Below are 17,094 nucleotides of genomic sequence, written 5' to 3'. Positions count from 1 at the left end.
ACTTAAAGTAAATAGAATTCTCATTATTGAGGATGATGCCTTGAAAGAATATGCATTCATCTATGATGTGGACATAACAAAATGCGGCTTTGTTCCTCATTCTACAGTGAAAATGGCTGGTGCAAGCCCTGATGGTCTTATTGATGAGGACGGTTTAGTTGAAAGTTAAATACCCACAATCAACCAACCATTTACGTTTTTTTATGGATGGTAATATCAAACTAGAATATCACGCACAAATGCAATTCCAAGCGGCTTGTACAGGACGAAAGTGGTGTGATTTTGTAAGCTATGACCCACGGTTCATGGGGGAATTCTTTCACTTGCGCATGAAAATCAAGCGTGTTCACTGTGATAAGAAACAAATTGAACAGATCAATCAAGCTGTTGAAACCTTTTTAGCAGAAATAGTCCAAGAGATAAAACAACTCTCAACAAAAGTTGCTTAACACTTAGCATTATGGGGGTGCTCTTCTCCCCTCGAGCATCTCCTCCCATTTATGTAACATAAAAAAAGAGAAAGGTAATGAGATGATATTTGATGATGGCAATAGATATGTAACGACACGTGAGTGTGCACAGCTTTTTAGTGTATCAAACCGCAACGATTCGTAATTGGGTGCTTCAGGGGGGGTATTTTTGGAGCCATATAAGCTAGGGAGAGCAGTGAGGGGAGAAAGAAAGAGATCTTAGCATTCACTCCAAAGAAAAATAAGGAGCAAATAGGAGTAAATTAGATAAAGTTTTATAAATCGTAAAGGGTGGTCTAAAAGATGCTCTAAAAACAGCTCTTTAAAGAAAAAAATCTATGTATTTCAATATGTTAAAAACAAAAAACGGTGCCCCCAGAGGGCGAACTAGGCTTTGTTAGCAAGAATCAAATTACGTAAATATGTACAAGGACGTATTGATGTCTATAGCTTTTTATGATTCAATAAAAAAATTAAGTATTAAAGAAAAAATCTCAAATCAAAAATTTAAGGTGGTCTAAAAGGTGGTCCAAAAAAGGTGGACGAGCAATGCCTGAAAAGGTGGACGAGAGGGGACGTTAAGTGAGGGCGATTCATCGGTTATCAGCATCATTCGTAAAGTCGTCTCCGCAGGGTAAATATTGTGATGGAGCAGGGCTATGGTTAAATGTTCGAAAAGACAATACACGCTCTTGGTTTTTTCGCTATACGCACCACAATAAGCGCCGTGAAATGGGACTTGGTCCTGTTGCAAGACTTTCTTTAAAAGAAGCACGAGAACTTGTAAGATACTATAGTGATATTCTTAAAGAAGGCAATGATCCTATTGTCTTTCGAGAACAAACTATTTTAAAACAGCAAAGCAATATGTTTAAAGAAATTGCGCAGGCAGCTTTTGAAAGTAAAAAAGCTGAGTTAAAAAATGAAGGAAAAAATGGGCGTTGGTTTTCTCCGCTGGAGTTACATGTTATCCCACACATAGGGAATTTGCCTATAGAACAATTAACAGCAAATATCATTCGCAATGTTCTCTCACCCCTTTGGCATGAAAAAGCAGATACGGCAAGAAAAGCACTTAATCGTATTAACATTTGCTTGAAATATGCTGCGGCTCTTGGTTTAGATGTTGATCTACAGGCTTGTATGAAGGCACGCGCGCTTTTAGGAAAACCACGTGCGACATCAACAAATATTCCTGCTATGCCATGGCAAGAAGTGCCGGTTTTTTATCAAAGCTTGGATGATAAGATCCTTTCAAATTTAGCACTGAAATTATTGATTTTGACAGGAGCACGATCATATCCATTGCGCTATTTACGCCTTGAACAAATTGACAAAAATATATGGACGATACCAAAAGAAAACATGAAAGGTATTGTAGGGAAGGTTTCAGACTTTCGCGTGCCACTAAGTGGTGAAGCTTTGAGAGTTATTGAAAAAACTCTTCCCTTTGAAAAGGATGGTTTTCTCTTTTCTGGTCTTAAAGGCAAACCGATTTCGGATGCTACCATGGCAAAATATATGACACTTTGCGGTTTGACTTATCGTCCACATGGTTTTCGTTCAAGCTTACGGGATTGGATAGCAGAGACAACGTCAACACCGTTTGAGATTGCAGAAACTGTTCTTGCACATACAGTTGGGAGTTCAGTGACGAAAGCTTATATGCGGACAGATTTTTTAGAACAACGACATGTTCTCTTGGAACAGTGGGCTTCATTTATAATAGGATAGAATTTTTACAATTACCTCTGCAGTGTTTTTAGCTATTTTGAAGAGAAATTTGATATATCTAATTCTGTGAAAATAACAGTTTTAAATGTACAAAGCTATTATTGATAGCCTCCATGAGACGAGCAAAATTAAGAAACCATTTTCTAAAGAATTTCGCGCGTCTCAGAGTATGTTTAGAGTCGGATATTTGGTTTTTGTGTAAAAATACTTACAAACGCATCCATGATACGTGAAAAATCAAGTGCTAATAAGAGTATAATGAATACAATCCATTTCGTATAACGCGACATCACTTTCACACTTTTATAGGTCATGATGATTTCCTGAAGGATTTCTTTTTCTGCTTCTGTAAGTTCTGTATCGTCTTTTGTTCTTTTTCTAGCCATGTTTCCACCCACACACGTGTTCACCTTGTTTATTGTGCTTTAAGATTTCTCTTGCTAAATTGGAACTGATGGTGTTCAGATCTTGCTGTTTTAAATAAATGGGCAACCAACCGACACAAGAAGAGCTATATTTATTTGTCGCGCAACCAATCAGAGAGAGCAGCACGCACATCAGCATCACTTTTTTGATTAATTTCATTTTCCACCTCCAGTCGTGTTGTTGCTGCTTTTAAAGCCTTTTCTGTTTGCTTTTTCTGTTCAACCTTTTTTCCAAGGGTAAAGGCTCTTGCTAATGCAATAAAAAAAGCGGCTAAAACCGCACCTGTTAGCATCAGATTTCTTTTTATCCATAAGATCATAGACGATGCTCCTGAAAGCGTTTAGCAACAAAGAAAATACCAGCACATGCGGCTAAAATCATAATGGTTGCCAAAGCCCATTGGATGGGGCCATTGCCTGCTAACAAACCGCCAAGACCTGAAAAAGAACCAATAATCGGTGCAAGAGCTTCTGCTTTGAAAACCCCCGTTGGTGCTTTTGTTTCTACTGTTTGATAATTGGAGGAAACATAAGCCCCTTTAGCCCATAAGCCTGTTTCTGCAGCACGCCGGTGTGCTAGACCTTCAAGACGCTTCCCGCCTGCTTTGGTCCATTTCTGTAGCTCTGCAGGGACAGCTTCATATTCACCTTGATTGAGCTTTTTTAACAGTGTCGAGTTACAAAATGCATCTGTTCCTACATTATAACAAAAGGACACTAACGCCGCGAATTGTTCATTCGTTAATGAAACTGTAACAGCGCGTTCAATAGTATTTTCAAATTGTTGCAAATCTTGGCGAAGAAGTTCTTCTGCTTGCTTTTCCGTGATTGTCATACCTTCATAAACAAAAGGCTTTCCAGCAGTGTTTGTATGTCCATAACCTATTGTCCACACACCAATGGCATCTTTGTAGGCGTTTAAACGCAAGCCCTCCCATTGCTTGATAAGAGCTAGCCCTTCTGATGATATTTTTCGCATATGCTTCTCCATAAAAAAATCCCCACACAAGGTGGGGATGCGTAAATATTAAAAATGAACTTCTTTTCCATTCGAAAGGATGGCTTGTTAAAACTCATGTAGCTTTTTCATTGGAACAAAAGAATGTCTTTGACATTGTAATGATTGTATCTTATAAGTTACAAATGTTTACAGTATACAAAACAGAGTATTTTATAAAATGGCTAGATTCTTTAAAAGATGAGATTGTGCAAGCGCATATTGTTAAACGGATAGCAAGAATAGAAACGGGATTTCTTGGAAATGTAAAATTTTTCCGTGGAATTGGAGAGTTAAAAATACATCATGGTCCTGGCTATAGAATCTATTTTGTAAAACAAGGTAAACAAATCATTTTGTTATTAAATGCGGGTGATAAATCTACACAACAAAAAGATATCGAAAAAGCTCTTCAATTAGTAAAGGAAATGAAACATGGAAATCACTAAATTTGACACAAGTGAATATTTCAAGACACCTGAGACACAAAGGATTCTTTTAGAAGATGCTCTTGAAAGCAAAGATAGTAAGTATCTTGCCCATGCTCTTGGTATAATAGCGAAAAACCAAGGAATGAGTAAAATCGCCCAAAATACAGGGTTATCAAGAGAGTCTCTCTATCGTTCTTTAAGTGATAAAGGCGATCCACGGCTTTCTACTTTTCTCAGCGTTTTGAGTGCTTTAAATTTACAGATTAGTTTAGCGCCTATCCAAAATAATTGTAAGGAACAAGCAGCTTTAGAAGAAGCATCTTGACCTGCTTCCCACTTTTAAAGATGGGGAAGGGGGCTTTTTACTTAAGCAACCTTTTTAATGGGAGCTCTAAATCTGGTTTATAACCTATCATGTATCCTCCTCATCCATATGAATAACGCCATCGCCTTCATTGTATAATGCATCGGGTGGAGCGTTTGGATCAAGGGTATCATCTTTGTCTGGTGTTGTGTTTGCAACGTTTCCAGCCGCATCTTCTTGCGCTTTATCAAAAAGTTCGCACTCTATTTTTGTGGTGTAACCGCCCGTTTTATCAAGTTTGTGCTTAACGCTTTTGATGCGCCATTCTGCCGGAATATAGGGGCGGAAAGGCGGCTCTTGAACAAGCTTTGCTTCTGCTTGCACAAAGGGATCACCACCAATATCACATGAGAAAGAAGATTTACCGCGTGATGACTTATTGCGATAAGCGGCAATGGCCGCAACAGCCTCTGATTGGTTATGGTAGGTATATTTGAGTTCGTGAAACGGCGGATTACCAACTTTGACTTCTTTTTTTTCACCACTGCGGATATCATGATAGGTTGCGAGAACACCGCCTTTTTCCTCTTTGTCTTCTTCTTGCTTTTCCGATTCAGATGATGAGGGTGCTGCTCGATCACTGTCATCCATATGGATAAAGTTTTCATCATCATCAATCTCTTCTGGTTCTCGTGCATCAGCTGCAGCTTTTTGGTCGTCCCCCACATCCGTTTCTAAGCCATTGGCTGCACCTGCTTCATCCCGTGCGCTGTATTTAAAATCCCAAGAAGTGCAATGTTTTTCATGAATAACAACAATAGGGAGTGTTTCACCGGTGATGGCTTTGCCTTCACCCCGTTTGGCGAGCACAAGTTTGCCATCAACGGGCTTTGCTACCGCATCATATTCTTCTGCAAGGCGTGCAGCAAAAGCCATATCACTTTCCGATGTTTGGTCAATATGACGCACAACGATTTTTGCAAGAGAAGGATCAACCTTTGCTGTATAGCCATTACGCTCTGCTATCTCTTGAACAATACTGCCAAGGGTTTGCTGGTGATAGGATTGGCTTTTTGGGGTTCTGTAGGATGTATTCATGGAGGCGGCGCGTCCTGTCACACTTAAGCTTTGTGGTGGGCTGCTTACAGAAATTTCGTCTATCAGATAGGCTCCCATATCGCGGTTTTTCCCGCCTTCATAGCCAAGTGTTATGGAAATAACTGTCCCGATAAGGGGAATATCAAGAAAGCCATTATCACTGTCACGTGCACGGTCATCAAGCTCTATGGTGATACGGTCGCTTTTGTCTTCTGCCTCATCAGTAATTTCAATCGATAAAACATAGTCCATGAGGGTTTTTGTGATGTCTTCTCCATTTGTCAAAACCGTGCAAAAAGGTTTCATCTCTTACTGCCCCAAATTCTGATCACTGGTGTGGCTTTAGGATAGGGGAGAGACGGCAAGAGTATCGTAATACCTGCTTTTAAAATGGGTCCATAGTCTGCAAGCCCCAAATTAGCCGCATAGACGCGTTCAACAGCAAGTGCTTGTTGACCTTTGGCATAGTATTTCCAGCAAATGGCATCCACCATATCGCCATCTTTAGTCCTGTAAAAATCACTCATAGGTCTTCACCATATTCTCTCAACTTTATTGTAAATTCTTGTTTTTTGGGGGTGCCATTATGATGAAAAACGCTTTGCTTTTCCTCTACGGAAAGAATGACAAACTTACCTAAGATTTTGCCTTGACCGGTCACAAGAATGTGAGGTCCCATATGTGCTATTTGTCGTAAATATTCGAGCTGTCTGTGACCACCTTTGAAATCTGGATAAATCACGCCTGCTAAAGAAAATTCCGCATTTGCAACAGAAGGCAATTGAAGAGCTGCCTTTCGCCCCAATCGCCCTTGCTCTACCCATGGAACCCCATAAGACATATCAAGTGTTTGATAAGCTGCTGTTTCAATGGAAAAAATAAAACCGCCCAAAGCTAACATCATGGTATTTAATCCGAAAGGCTAGAGGCTATGGCTAAACGTTGCTGTTTTGCATAGCGTTCAAGTGCTTGATTGACAGCGTCTCTGATTTCGTCCTTGAGACCATTTGGTACTGAAATATTGAGATTTGTAATGGTTACACGGGCGTCTACTTCAACAGGCTTGTGAACCGTAATGGGCTTTGGAGCTTTAAAGGCACCCACTTTATTTGTTGCCTGCATTTGTCCTGTTTCAACGACACTTGTATTAAAACCACTCTTGCGTTTTTCAGGTGGGGTATTTGTAACCACTGCTGTATCCAGCATTCTTTTTGCCCGTACATTGGTTTCATTGGTAAAGGTTTTAATGGTCTGGGTTGAAGTTTTGTTGATTGAAACATTAAAGCCTAGCTTTTCTTTCATCCAATTAGGCATCCAGCTGGTTAATTTGCTTATCATGCCGCTGAGCCAATCAGACAGAGCATTCCATTTGCTTTTGATGCCGTCCCAAAGTCCATTAATAAGATTTGAGCCTACTTCCATTAAATCGATACCAAACAGCCATTCAATGAGTTCATTGATTTTTTTCGAAATCCAAGAAAGTGGTGAAAAGTTTTTAAAGAGCGTCAAGAGGTTATTGAAAACGTTACTACATAAGCTCGCAAAAGAATTCCACAAGTTGCTTATGAAGCTTACTACCGTATCCCAATTTTTGTAGAGCAGATATCCAACTCCAACAAGGGCTGCTATGCCGCCAGCGATCCAGCCGATAGGTGTGGTCATGATTGCGATACCAAGCGATATAAAAGCAGAACTAACGGCCGTTATTGCCGAAATCAGTGTCCCTACAAGAGTTAAAGCAAGACTGGCAACTGCAGAAGCAGCTGAGGCTAATGCTGAAAGTAGTGATCTTCCTAGAGTAGCAGAAAATCTAATAAAAGCTTTATCTGCTGCGATTATTTTTGAGAGCAGGGATTTTCCAAGATTTGCAGCCAGACCGGTAATTTTAGAACCAACGGAAGCGAAGGCTGAAAGCACTGGTCCTGAAAGAGCGAAAGCAAGCCTGATAAAAACTGCGCTTACTATGGCTAGTGATGTAAGCAGCCAGCCATTGATTTTGTCCCAATTTTTGTAAAGCAGATATCCGGCTCCAACAAGTGCTGCGATGCCACCAAGTATCCACCCGATAGGTGTCGTCATTATAGTATAGCCAAGTGTGACAAACGCTGCTCCAGCAGCGGCTAATGCGGCAATGAGTGGACCAAAAATGAATGAACCAAGTGCCACAAGCCCTACCTTAAAGAGGGTTATTTCACCAACCAAAGGCTCTAGCCAGCGAAACCAGCCTTTAATTCTCTCTGTAAGATCACTGATGCCTTTTCTTAAATCGGAGGTAGGATTAAGCAAATCCTTCAGGGCTTTTTTTAAGGTTTTCGCCCAGCTCGCAACGGTTGTTTGAATGAGGTCGCGGTTTTCATCAATCAGGCGAGAAAAACCGTCAATCATGTCATTGATGACGGGCATGAAACGCGCGCCAATAAAGCTCGCGATACCGCCTATTTTTTTCTTAAAGGCTCCCATTTTGTCACTTAAGTCCGCTGCATAGCGTGCGACATCGGCACCTATCAGCCATTTTCCTTTTCGCGCCTTTGCAAAGAGCTCTTTGATTGGCGCCATTCCTTGCGCAAGCATGGCGGCCATTTCCTTGCCATCACCACCAAACAGCAGAGCAGCAATATGCTGTCTTTGCGCTTGATTTTTCATCTTACTCATCTTGTCGGTAATTTCTTCTAACAAAGCCGAATTTGATTTGAGTTTTCCAGAAGCATTTTTGACAGAAATGCCAAGTGCTTCAAAGCCCATAATGCCTCTTTTTTGTCCAGCATAGGCTTGTGCTGAACGCCTATTTAAAGTTGCTAGAGATTGTTGAAAAAGTTCAGCAGAATATCCTGAATTATCGGCTGCATCGCCCCATAATTGAAGCGATGCAACACTCATCCCCAAATGTCGTGATGCGTGATGAAGACTGTCCCCCAGATGCATGGTTTTCATGGTGAGGGCGGCTACACTTGCCACAAGACCACCACCAGCAAGCCCTAAAACACCAGTAAAAACTGAAGCGCGGCTTGCTGCTGTGCCAAGGGCGCCTTGAACGCCATGAAGGCTTTTTGTCATGTTTTTGACGGCAGCAGAAAAGCGAGGAATACTCAATCTATGCGAGAGTGTTTTTGACAATGTATCGAATTTTTTTTGAAGATGTTTAAGAGGTGCAGTGAGTTTATCTTCAAGAGACAACTTCACCTTTGCATCAGCAACTTTTTCACTCATTTTGTCTTATACCTTTCTGCTGCTTGTTTTCGCCAGAATATTAACTCTTGCGGTTCCATTTCCATCATGTCCGAAAGGGACCAATGAAAAACAATGGCAATATCGGCTATGAGTTTTGCGGCGGTTTCCCAGTCGAGGTGTCCCGCCGCTTGATAAAAGACTCCAAAATTTCCCCAATGCTTGATAAGTCATCAATATCGAGTTCACCAACAGCCTCATGTGGCCATTCAGAAAGGCGCGAAACCATAGCGATTGTTTGTTCAACGCCTTCCTTCTTATCGATTGCTTGCACATCTTTTGTTTTGGGGCGCCGTAAGGTGATTTCGGTGTGTTCTTTTCCTTCAAATGTAACAGGTATAAGTAATTTATGTGTAATGCTTGTTTGCACTGTCATTTTTATAATCCTATATTTGCTCTATGGTCTGCTAATTGATTAACGCCATTGAATTTTCTCACCAAGTTAAGGACATCTATCTCAACAATTTCCATATCTTTCTGGACATATTTGAAATACTGCAATGTGAAGGTCGCTGTGGATGTTGCTTTGCTTCCTGGTTGCCATTCTGCCATTTCAAAGCCTTTGCATATCCCTCTCATGGTGATGACAACACCTTCTGCGGGTGTGCCTTGGGCTTGCATCGAACTTCTCAATGAGATGTCAACATCAGACCGTCCCAACAGTGCCATTAACTCTGGAGAGCAATCAGAAATGGTCATGGTAAGGATGAGGGTTTCAAGACCAAGATCAACCTCAATGGAGCTATCCATGCCGCCACCGCGATAACTTTCAACGACCAAACTCAAATTTGGTAGTGTTACGCTTTCACATTTTGCTTGATAGGGAATGCCGTCGACAAAAATGTTAAAATATTTTAGAACCCTTGGTAAAACTGGTACAGTCATTAAAAGATCTCCTCTAAGTAATCATTCACAATGCGTGAACGGAAAGTGATGTGTTCTGCTGGTGTTGTTGGTGTGAATTCGACATTGAAATAGACTCTGCCGTCTTCAATAGCGCTTGCTGTATTCAACTCTAGATCAGGCGTACAACGCCCACCAAGAATGGCGCCTTGTGCTTTTAAATCACGCAAATAGGCATTGACGCTTTCACTTACGTCATGCATGTAGGTTTTTTTGATATTGCGGTCGACAGCCCATAGATGCCCGCGCAAAATGGCGTCATTGATCATATCTGCGGTGCGTACCACGGATAAAAAGGCAAATTTTGTATCACTTGAAAGGGTGCGATTGCCCCAAAGGCGATAACCGTTTTCGCGGATAATTGTTGTGATGTTTTGTTCATTGAGAAGGTTGGCGCGGCTTGATCTATCACCAATGGAAAAATCAATTGGACGCGCAGTTCCAACAATGCCATTTATCACTTTGTTTGAAGGAGAATGCCAAAAACCGTGTGTAAAATCAGTTTTAGCAATGACACCTGCAACTGCTGCACTTGCAGGCTGTTCTACGATTTTTCCATCATGATTTACCTTTACAAAAGGGTCAACGATAATGGCGCGCTTTGAATCAAAATCCTTTGCTGTGCTGAGTGCTGCTTCGTCTGTGCTGTTTGGTGCATCAAGCACCACAATAGCGCGTAGGCGTTCAGCAATGCCAATGAGTTCTGCCGCTACTGGATTAGAGGTTGTGCTGATCTCGGCTTTAGCTGTCGCACCAGTGCCATCTCCTTCAATCGTCACAGTTGGGGCGGTTTGATAATCAAAGCCACTGTCCTTAATGACAAGTGACGTTACTTTTCCATCTTTCAAGATTGCTTCTGCTTCTGCACCGCCTTCGATTTTAACGGTTGCTTGAGTGTAATCACTGCCTTGGTTCGTCACATCAATCTTGCTAAGACTTATAGGGCGTTTGTGTGTAAAGCTTGGAGCGATGAGAATGCGTGGTGTTTGTCCCACAATGGATTGTGCTCCGATCAAAGCATGGACGCCTTCATAAGCGCCATTTGCATTCACACCGCCCAGAACATTGGTGAGAGTTGCATTTTCATTATCACCTTCGTTCACACGTACGACAACAACAATGGCACCCACTTGCTTGAAAATCAGGTCAAGGGCATTGGGTAGGGTGCCTTGACGCTTGCCTGTTTTATCCAGTTTAGCGGCTTGTGAAAGAGAACCGGTAACCAAAACCGGTGTGTTAAGAGGAAAGGCTTGTTCATCAGCATCGGGCGCCGTGCCAACAATCCCAATAACTGCGGATTGAACCGCGCGAAGGGGGCGGGTGCCGTCGTCGACCTCAACGACTTCAACACCGTGTAAAAAACCTGTTGCCATACTTTATGCTCCTTTAAATATTGGTGAATGAAAATGAATGGGGAAAAATGAGGGGCAAAAACCACTCTTGAGAAAGGTTTGTTTTCAACAAGTGCTTTCTTTTTATAAATATCTTGACTTAGTACCAAAATGGGACTACAACTAATAAAAATCAGGATATACTTATGAAAATTGTTAAAATCTCCACACTTCAAACTTTTTGGGCTCGATATCCTGATGCTGAACAACCGTTAAAAGCATGGATAGATGAAGCTAAAAATGCACAATGGCATTCTCCTCATGACATTAAAGAGAAATATAAAAATGCAAGCATATTAAAAAATAATCGTGTTGTTTTTAATATTAGAGGTAATGACTATCGTTTAATTGTTTCAATCTTTTATCCGGCAGGTTGGCTTTATATAAAATTTATAGGAACGCATAAACAGTATGATGCGATTGATGCCAATACTGTAGAACTAAAGGAATTTAAGAAATGAATATCAAACCACTTCGTACTGAAAGAGATTACCAAGAAGCTTTAGAAATTGTGTCTGCAATGTTTGACAATCAACCTAAAGAGAATACTCCAGAATTTGATCAAATGGAGGTTCTTGTGTTGTTGATTGAAGCGTATGAAGCGGAACACTATCCTGTTTCTCCTCCTCATCCAATTGAAGCTATTAAATTTAGAATGGAACAAATGAACTTAAGTGCTAAAGATCTTGTTCCTGCGATTGGTCATTTAAATCGCGTTTACGAGATATTGAGTGGTAAAAGAAAATTAACATTGCGCATGATTAAAAATTTGCACCAACAGTTTAATATCCCACTGGAAAGCCTAATAGCTTAGACTTGTTTTTCTTTTCTCCACCTCATGCGTAAAGAGAAGGATAGGCGCATGGAGGGGATAAATTTGCACGTTAACATCAAGGATTTTACGACCATACCAACGGCTGTCTGATCAAATATTGCTAAAAACTTAGATCCGTTGCCATTCTTAATAAAGTGAATACGAAGTTTAAATTCTATTGTCATTTTGCTCTCCAAATCAATGAAGAGACCATAACAATCATCTAAACTCTCTCATAAGCCTGACACTGTCAGTCAAAAAAATCCCTTTAAAAGGACTTAAAAAAAGACTATTACAACCTTAAGCCATGATACAACAAGCATGAATTTGACTTGCGCTATTTTTGGTTATGTAATTAATCTTTCCATAATCTTATAAGAACAGCGCCATCAGCTCCAGCACCGCTTGGATAATAATTACCATGAGCACCAGCACCACCACCACCAAAACCACGACCTGCTTTTCCTGAACTATGGGAACCTTGTCCTGTCTCACCAGAGCCACCTCTTGATGTATCGCCCCCAGCATTTCCCCCATTACCACTTGTTTCACTCGTGATTCCACTCGTTCCAGCATAACCATTTCCGCCTTTGGCAAGTCCTAGGAGATCATCTGTTACTAAGCCAAATTTTCTACCAATGCCCCCAGTTCCGCCAGCGCCTGAATAGTAATAAGTATTTCCCCTTGATATACTATAATAAGCACCCCCACCACCATTTCCTCCTGTAGCGGTAATAAAATTCTTTCCAACAACTGTTGTTCCTCCAGACTTACCTGTTTCATTCCATCCTAAAACAGAAGCTCCTCCTTTACCAATTATGATATCTTCATGACCATTTAAACTGGTTTTATAGCCATACCATACTGAACAACCGCCGCCGCCACCCCCTCCGCCTAATCCTGGCGTACTCGCTCCACCACCACTACCGCCACCACCCCATGCTTGAATTTCTAACCTAGTTTGGTCCGTTACCCAATCGGGCCATTCAATTTTTCCATCTTGCGTATAGAGCAATTCAGCATCGGCAATAATGAGTTTATTAATCAAATCTTTTTTGATTTTTTTAATTTCCTGCTGGAGAGCATCTATTTCTGGTTTAGCACAGACAAGATCTCCATCTACTTTCAGCGGTCCTTTAAGAAAGCTTCCTGTTGTACTTAAACTGGTGACCACTTCACCATTATGGGTGAGGCTAAACGAGGAATTGCCTATGAGTTCTAAATCATCACTCATGGTGACTTTGCTGGTAAATTTATTATAACTTTGCCATTCATTGGCTTGTTTTAGGCGACCATAGCTGGTCAGATCTTCGTTGATCTTGGCTCTAAATTCATCCAATCCAACAATATCTTCTGTTTTATGTTGATGTGCACCTAACAGGGAGACAGCACTGCCAAAAGTGAAGTTATTATTGCTTGATTTATAGAGAACATAATTATTTGCTGCATCCTTAGCACCCTCGATATCGCTTAAATCAGCAAAGGTGAAGGTTTTATCGGCTGCCATCTTGGCCTTAAGGGCTGCTTCAAGATCTGCGACATCACTTATTGTGTGCGTGTGTTTTGAAGGTGCTTTTTCGTCTAGCTTTTCCTCAACATCAGAAATTGATTGATCAATTTTCGTCAAGTTTTCGCGCAAGATTGGGAATTCAGAACTGATAAAGCGTCCTTCTTTAGGCAATTCCATGTCGAGTTTTTTGGTTTTTGTCATGTCTGTTTTCCCATCATAATATGCCAGCGCCAAAATCGCTCACCATTGACCGCGCTGCTGATCCACCAGTAAGGGTAAGTTTTAAGCGCGTTTGTTTAGCTGTTTTGTCGCTGCTCACAAATTTTTGCTCTGTCCAAAGCGGCTCGGATAACTGTTCTGTTTCGTCTAATGTGAGAGGGGTGAAAGCACCATCATCCAGTTGCATCTCGAGTGAGAAGGTTGCACCGCCCGGTAAAAAGGTTTTGATATAGCTGGTTAACCTTGCCTTTTCCCCAAAGGCAAAAGCCCTCGTGACATAAGTGGCTTCCTTATGGATCTTCCCCGCAATCAATTGAACAGGCGCAAACAAAACAGGCGAGAGTTTCTCTGTCCCTTTGAGAATGGCGCGGAGCTTGACTTTTTCACTGATATATTCAGTAAGACTAAGCAATTGAAAGGGAAGGAGTTGATAAACCGTGCCATTGTTTCTTTCAATTTCAAAGATGACAGAACAATCGCTTGAAGGCAATTCAATGGCTGCGCGGATTTGTAAATCAGAGCAGTCCACAAGATCAAATGTGCCAAGATCAATGGTTTTTTCTGTTTGTGTGTAGCGGGCCGCCAACACACGAAACGCCAGTGCTTCATTTTGATGGGCTGTCCAGCTTTGCGCGTTAACTGAAGAAAAACGTGGTCCCGTTACATAAGGGTGGCTCGAGACATATCTCTGGTGTTCTGCATCAAAATCTCCAAGTTTTGCCAATGAGACGGAATGGTCAGCATCATCAGTTTTAATGACAAAAGCCGTTAAGCGGTCATCGGGAACTAACAGTGGTACATCATAGCGTGCCTCTGCCCAACCTAGCTTTGCATCCTTCATGGAATAAAAGCTTTGTGCTTGAATATCAGCTGTTGGATAACCGTTTTCAGTAGTGACCAAATCAATCACCAGATCATGGTTTTGTTTGCCGATTTTGCAAAGATGAAAGTCAATTCCTGTGATTTGCCGTGTTTCATCAGGAGTAAAAACCTGCGCTTGTGGGTCAAATTGTGTCCAGATACGCACCGTTGTGGTGCGTCGCATGACTTTTACATCAATCACGCCTTGCCCAGTAAAAAGACCCGTAGCAATGGTTCCACCTTTTCCCCGTGCCACAACATTTTTTGTGCCAGCAGGAATGTTTTCAGGAATCTTAAAAGTACCTTCAAGGGTGCCTTTGGTGTTAGCAACAAGCTTTGTTTTTGGTAAAACATTCACACCATCAAAGGTAAGACTTTCCAAGATTTCGCCTTTGCCAAAGCCTTCAATTTTAAAGTGAAGGGTAATTTGTCTTAAGAAATCGATTTGTTTTTGGGTCTCATTGATGAGATCATCATGCACTTCTGTGTTACGGATAGTTCTCCCACGGTTCCATCCCATGTTCAGTTGATTGGTGACACCAGAGAGCCAATCGGTGCGCTGTTCATGCCAAAAATCTGTTGCGGGGGTGAGGGTTACTGTACTAGGGAGGGGTGCAAAATTTTGATAGGGGTTGATTTTTTCGCAAGCCGTTGTCAATTCTTGCGCAATGATCACTTCATTTGTCCAGTCAAGCGTAACAGGCGCTTTTAAAGGAGCAGTGTAGAATGTTGGATCAATAGCAAGCTGCAAAATGCCATTGCCTACAGCCCCCGTTTGCTGAAAGCCTTCATCTCTGTAAGAGTCATCAAGAAAGGGATCAGCAAACATGCCTTTTTTGGCAACAGGCTCTTTAGAGTCCACATTGCTTTTAATGCGCTCTAATTGCATCAACCGGTCAAGGGAGAGCACCCGTTGAAAATAGCGCCACATCTCATCATAGGGAGCAACACGCGTTCCATCATTAACCACAAGAGGAATATCAAGCCAATTGTTGGTGATCGTTGCAAGGGATAACACATCATCAGGGACACTGGGTGCCATAGGGTGATCTGCCGAGATACCTTTGATGTAAACCACATTGCCCTGCGTATTGAGACCTATACGGTCAATGCGCGGTAATTTGTAAGTATAACTGACGATAATATCCCCACCATCAGCACCACCTGAGACAGTAATTTCCTGTGCTGTGACTTTATCGGCTTTTATGCTAGCGCGATAACGGTACGTGACCGTGTAACTACTTCCGGGGAGCGGTTCATCCCCCACGGGTGCCCAATCAATGGTGTCTCCTGTTTTTTTAAAATCTGTGCCTTCTTTAAATTCCTTGCTTCCTTGAACGACTTTGATAAATGCGGTGATGCTTTTATCAGGAACACCATCACGCCCAGCGGCAACTGCACCACGGGTGACGTTAACGGTTTTTTCTTTTGTCAACAAAAGAGACTGAATATCGGCAATGGGAGCATAATAGGTTTTAAAGGTAAAGCTTGTTTTCCCTTTTTGGGGTGCAAAGATATGCGTTTCTTCGGGAGTGGCATGGATGGTGGCACTCGGATTAAAATCAGTCAAGAAGGTGATGATGTTAGCAGAACCAGCTTGAATGTCAGATTTAGAGCTTGTTTCCTCTTTTTGGGGTGTAAAGATATGAGTTTCGCTTGGAACAACACTTGTCGAAAACTCCTCAAGTTCTTCATGGCGCAAAGCAGCAAGCCGTTTGCGTTTAAAGCCATTGATATTGGCTTCTCCCTCTTGAATGCTAAACACTTGGCAGCCGTTGTTTTGTCCTAAAGCGCTCACACGACAGCCACTCACGATATAATGCCCATGCGCACGGTCGTACGTCGCAATAGCTTGCATGGCGGGTTCAAGTAATGATGGTGATTTTTGGTCAATCAGAACACCATCTTGTAAGATATAAACCGGGAAGAAAGTGCCGTCTTGAGCATCCTCTTTGAGTGCCCAAACAAGTTTTGCTGTTTCTCGTGCGGCACCAGGTTCTCCTTCTGCCAAGGTTCCTGGAACTTGTCCCAACAGCTCTGGATCATCCTCATGTGTACTCCACTGTTTCTGGAGCTTTACACCAATTTCCAAGCGTCCAATCATGGAAACATTGTTGAGTACAGCTTCAGAGACTGGAAAGATATCACCGGCAATATAAATCTTGCCATCCGTTAACGTTACGGTCTTTGTCTCTTTGTTGACAAAGGCATCGGCGCGTTCAACGCGGTCACCTTCTTTGGCAACAAGGCGCCCCAAACGGTTATGTCGTCCCCTTATGATGGTTTGAACCTCGTTGAGTTCACCAGCTTGAATAAAGGGACGTTGTCCATAAAAGACAACGCTTTGTTGTTCGTCTTTGCCGCGAGATCTGTCAATTGCAAAGGGTAAACCACTTTCATGCTTCATGTTAAAACCTCAATAAAATCTTGAATTGTTCGCGAACATCGGCGCGCAAAGGAATAGTGACAGGCGTTTTGAGTATCTCCACACCGCCACTTAGTTCATCAGGCTCCAACCAAAGTTTGCCCAAAGGGATATCAAAGGGGATATCTTGTTTGGGAATGCCGTGAACGAGAACAGAAACAAATGCTGCTTGTTTGCCGTCAACATCGCGAAAGTCTGTGCGGGCTGCAACAAGAAGCGCCGTGCCCCTCCGGGAGGGCTGATAGTGATTGCCACAATGGCTGTACACACCATCCAAAGCCTGTTCG

The 17,094-nt window shown here is 42.0% G+C and carries 20 protein-coding genes and 3 pseudogenes; 7 read left to right on the top strand and 16 right to left on the bottom strand.

Going from position 1 to position 17,094, the window contains the following annotated elements:
- Positions 1-28: 28 nt before the first annotated feature.
- From J7R13_RS04175 to J7R13_RS04165, 3 genes and pseudogenes are all read left to right on the top strand, one after another.
- Positions 29-449: pseudogene (locus J7R13_RS04175) on the top strand (lambda exonuclease family protein); the annotation flags it as partial.
- An 82-nt stretch (positions 450-531) separates the two neighbouring features.
- Positions 532-737 (top strand): annotated as a pseudogene (locus J7R13_RS04170) (helix-turn-helix transcriptional regulator).
- Between the two features lie 315 nt (positions 738-1,052).
- Positions 1,053-2,204, top strand: coding sequence for a tyrosine-type recombinase/integrase (locus tag J7R13_RS04165; protein WP_208437611.1), 1,152 nt, complete (start codon positions 1,053-1,055; stop codon positions 2,202-2,204).
- A gap of 173 nt (positions 2,205-2,377) precedes the next feature.
- Here the strand turns inward: J7R13_RS04165 and J7R13_RS04160 are convergent, their stop codons facing one another.
- Genes J7R13_RS04160 through J7R13_RS04150 form a run of 4 tightly spaced genes read right to left on the bottom strand, consistent with a single transcriptional unit; the run spans position 2,378 to position 3,608 of the window.
- Complete coding sequence (locus J7R13_RS04160; protein ID WP_004858851.1) at positions 2,378-2,590, bottom strand: hypothetical protein; 213 nt, start codon at positions 2,588-2,590, stop codon at positions 2,378-2,380.
- Entirely contained in the window at positions 2,583-2,789 is a 207-nt protein-coding gene (locus J7R13_RS09590) for a hypothetical protein (RefSeq protein WP_246786278.1), read from the bottom strand. The genes J7R13_RS04160 and J7R13_RS09590 overlap by 8 nt, the downstream gene beginning before the upstream one ends.
- Entirely contained in the window at positions 2,722-2,949 is a 228-nt protein-coding gene (locus tag J7R13_RS04155) for a hypothetical protein (protein ID WP_208433294.1), read from the bottom strand. Before J7R13_RS04155 ends, J7R13_RS09590 begins: the two co-directional genes overlap by 68 nt.
- Complete coding sequence (locus J7R13_RS04150) at positions 2,946-3,608, bottom strand: lysozyme (protein ID WP_208437610.1); 663 nt, start codon at positions 3,606-3,608, stop codon at positions 2,946-2,948. Before J7R13_RS04150 ends, J7R13_RS04155 begins: the two co-directional genes overlap by 4 nt.
- A gap of 164 nt (positions 3,609-3,772) precedes the next feature.
- On the opposite strand from J7R13_RS04150, the gene J7R13_RS04145 reads away from it, so the two are divergent.
- Together J7R13_RS04145 and J7R13_RS04140 are read left to right on the top strand one after the other, a co-directional pair.
- Entirely contained in the window at positions 3,773-4,075 is a 303-nt protein-coding gene (locus J7R13_RS04145) for a type II toxin-antitoxin system RelE/ParE family toxin (protein ID WP_208437716.1), read from the top strand.
- Complete coding sequence (locus tag J7R13_RS04140) at positions 4,062-4,382, top strand: addiction module antidote protein (protein WP_010705378.1); 321 nt, start codon at positions 4,062-4,064, stop codon at positions 4,380-4,382. Before J7R13_RS04145 ends, J7R13_RS04140 begins: the two co-directional genes overlap by 14 nt.
- A gap of 87 nt (positions 4,383-4,469) precedes the next feature.
- Here the strand turns inward: J7R13_RS04140 and J7R13_RS04135 are convergent, their stop codons facing one another.
- From J7R13_RS04135 to J7R13_RS04100, 8 genes are read right to left on the bottom strand one after another with little or no spacing between them, the layout of a single operon-like run.
- Positions 4,470-5,765 carry a contractile injection system protein, VgrG/Pvc8 family gene (locus J7R13_RS04135; RefSeq protein ID WP_208437609.1) on the bottom strand — a complete coding sequence of 432 codons (1,296 nt, stop codon included), beginning with the start codon at positions 5,763-5,765 and terminating at the stop codon, positions 4,470-4,472.
- On the bottom strand, positions 5,762-5,986 hold the full coding sequence (locus J7R13_RS04130; RefSeq protein WP_208437608.1) for a tail protein X: 225 nt from the start codon (positions 5,984-5,986) through the stop codon (positions 5,762-5,764). The genes J7R13_RS04135 and J7R13_RS04130 overlap by 4 nt, the downstream gene beginning before the upstream one ends.
- Complete coding sequence (locus J7R13_RS04125; protein ID WP_208437607.1) at positions 5,983-6,363, bottom strand: phage tail protein; 381 nt, start codon at positions 6,361-6,363, stop codon at positions 5,983-5,985. The genes J7R13_RS04130 and J7R13_RS04125 overlap by 4 nt, the downstream gene beginning before the upstream one ends.
- A gap of 5 nt (positions 6,364-6,368) precedes the next feature.
- Positions 6,369-8,666, bottom strand: a complete 2,298-nt coding sequence (locus J7R13_RS04120) for a phage tail protein (protein WP_208437606.1) — start codon at positions 8,664-8,666, stop codon at positions 6,369-6,371.
- The gene (locus J7R13_RS09920) at positions 8,663-8,725 is read right to left on the bottom strand and encodes a hypothetical protein (RefSeq protein WP_234924827.1); all 63 of its coding nucleotides are present in this window, start codon (positions 8,723-8,725) and stop codon (positions 8,663-8,665) included. Before J7R13_RS09920 ends, J7R13_RS04120 begins: the two co-directional genes overlap by 4 nt.
- A gap of 47 nt (positions 8,726-8,772) precedes the next feature.
- Positions 8,773-9,060 (bottom strand): phage tail assembly protein, encoded by a 288-nt coding sequence (locus tag J7R13_RS04110; protein ID WP_208433180.1) that lies wholly within the window; start codon positions 9,058-9,060, stop codon positions 8,773-8,775.
- A gap of 2 nt (positions 9,061-9,062) precedes the next feature.
- Complete coding sequence (locus J7R13_RS04105; protein WP_017196251.1) at positions 9,063-9,569, bottom strand: phage major tail tube protein; 507 nt, start codon at positions 9,567-9,569, stop codon at positions 9,063-9,065.
- Positions 9,569-10,960: a phage tail sheath subtilisin-like domain-containing protein gene (locus tag J7R13_RS04100; RefSeq protein WP_208437605.1), complete on the bottom strand. Its 1,392-nt coding sequence runs from the start codon at positions 10,958-10,960 to the stop codon at positions 9,569-9,571. Before J7R13_RS04100 ends, J7R13_RS04105 begins: the two co-directional genes overlap by 1 nt.
- A gap of 164 nt (positions 10,961-11,124) precedes the next feature.
- Here J7R13_RS04100 and J7R13_RS04095 point away from each other — a divergent pair, with 164 nt between their 5' ends.
- Positions 11,125-11,439: a type II toxin-antitoxin system HigB family toxin gene (locus J7R13_RS04095; protein ID WP_208437604.1), complete on the top strand. Its 315-nt coding sequence runs from the start codon at positions 11,125-11,127 to the stop codon at positions 11,437-11,439.
- Entirely contained in the window at positions 11,436-11,792 is a 357-nt protein-coding gene (locus tag J7R13_RS04090) for a helix-turn-helix domain-containing protein (RefSeq protein ID WP_156851753.1), read from the top strand. Before J7R13_RS04095 ends, J7R13_RS04090 begins: the two co-directional genes overlap by 4 nt.
- On the opposite strand, the gene J7R13_RS04085 is transcribed toward J7R13_RS04090, so the two are convergent.
- The 4 genes and pseudogenes from J7R13_RS04085 to J7R13_RS04070 all read right to left on the bottom strand — a co-directional run.
- Positions 11,789-11,977 (bottom strand): hypothetical protein, encoded by a 189-nt coding sequence (locus J7R13_RS04085; RefSeq protein WP_208434519.1) that lies wholly within the window; start codon positions 11,975-11,977, stop codon positions 11,789-11,791. The genes J7R13_RS04090 and J7R13_RS04085 overlap by 4 nt on opposite strands.
- A gap of 170 nt (positions 11,978-12,147) precedes the next feature.
- Positions 12,148-13,503 carry a Bgr_08870 family protein gene (locus J7R13_RS04080; protein ID WP_208437603.1) on the bottom strand — a complete coding sequence of 452 codons (1,356 nt, stop codon included), beginning with the start codon at positions 13,501-13,503 and terminating at the stop codon, positions 12,148-12,150.
- 13 nt (positions 13,504-13,516) lie between these two features.
- Complete coding sequence (locus J7R13_RS04075; RefSeq protein WP_208437602.1) at positions 13,517-16,789, bottom strand: DUF4815 domain-containing protein; 3,273 nt, start codon at positions 16,787-16,789, stop codon at positions 13,517-13,519.
- 1 nt (position 16,790) lies between these two features.
- Positions 16,791-17,094, bottom strand: a pseudogene (locus tag J7R13_RS04070) (phage tail protein); the annotation flags it as partial.

Source organism: Bartonella taylorii 8TBB (assembly GCF_902825155.1).
Classification (GTDB): Bacteria; Pseudomonadota; Alphaproteobacteria; order Rhizobiales; family Rhizobiaceae; genus Bartonella; species Bartonella taylorii_A.
The sequence above is the reverse complement of the archived record's forward strand: the minus strand, read 5'-3'. Positions and strand labels throughout refer to the sequence as shown.

Bases quoted from the DNA above. Each gene is read 5' to 3' on its own strand.
- J7R13_RS04160 (WP_004858851.1), bottom strand. From the start codon at position 2,590: ATGGCTAGAAAAAGAACAAAAGACGATACAGAACTTACAGAAGCAGAA.
- J7R13_RS09590 (WP_246786278.1), bottom strand. From the start codon at position 2,789: ATGAAATTAATCAAAAAAGTGATGCTGATGTGCGTGCTGCTCTCTCTG.
- J7R13_RS04155 (WP_208433294.1), bottom strand. From the start codon at position 2,949: ATGATCTTATGGATAAAAAGAAATCTGATGCTAACAGGTGCGGTTTTA.
- J7R13_RS04150 (WP_208437610.1), bottom strand. From the start codon at position 3,608: ATGCGAAAAATATCATCAGAAGGGCTAGCTCTTATCAAGCAATGGGAG.
- J7R13_RS04145 (WP_208437716.1), top strand. From the start codon at position 3,773: ATGTTTACAGTATACAAAACAGAGTATTTTATAAAATGGCTAGATTCT.
- J7R13_RS04140 (WP_010705378.1), top strand. From the start codon at position 4,062: ATGGAAATCACTAAATTTGACACAAGTGAATATTTCAAGACACCTGAG.
- J7R13_RS04135 (WP_208437609.1), bottom strand. From the start codon at position 5,765: ATGAAACCTTTTTGCACGGTTTTGACAAATGGAGAAGACATCACAAAA.
- J7R13_RS04130 (WP_208437608.1), bottom strand. From the start codon at position 5,986: ATGAGTGATTTTTACAGGACTAAAGATGGCGATATGGTGGATGCCATT.
- J7R13_RS04125 (WP_208437607.1), bottom strand. From the start codon at position 6,363: ATGATGTTAGCTTTGGGCGGTTTTATTTTTTCCATTGAAACAGCAGCT.
- J7R13_RS04120 (WP_208437606.1), bottom strand. From the start codon at position 8,666: ATGAGTGAAAAAGTTGCTGATGCAAAGGTGAAGTTGTCTCTTGAAGAT.
- J7R13_RS04110 (WP_208433180.1), bottom strand. From the start codon at position 9,060: ATGACAGTGCAAACAAGCATTACACATAAATTACTTATACCTGTTACA.
- J7R13_RS04105 (WP_017196251.1), bottom strand. From the start codon at position 9,569: ATGACTGTACCAGTTTTACCAAGGGTTCTAAAATATTTTAACATTTTT.
- J7R13_RS04100 (WP_208437605.1), bottom strand. From the start codon at position 10,960: ATGGCAACAGGTTTTTTACACGGTGTTGAAGTCGTTGAGGTCGACGAC.
- J7R13_RS04095 (WP_208437604.1), top strand. From the start codon at position 11,125: ATGAAAATTGTTAAAATCTCCACACTTCAAACTTTTTGGGCTCGATAT.
- J7R13_RS04090 (WP_156851753.1), top strand. From the start codon at position 11,436: ATGAATATCAAACCACTTCGTACTGAAAGAGATTACCAAGAAGCTTTA.
- J7R13_RS04085 (WP_208434519.1), bottom strand. From the start codon at position 11,977: ATGACAATAGAATTTAAACTTCGTATTCACTTTATTAAGAATGGCAAC.
- J7R13_RS04080 (WP_208437603.1), bottom strand. From the start codon at position 13,503: ATGACAAAAACCAAAAAACTCGACATGGAATTGCCTAAAGAAGGACGC.
- J7R13_RS04075 (WP_208437602.1), bottom strand. From the start codon at position 16,789: ATGAAGCATGAAAGTGGTTTACCCTTTGCAATTGACAGATCTCGCGGC.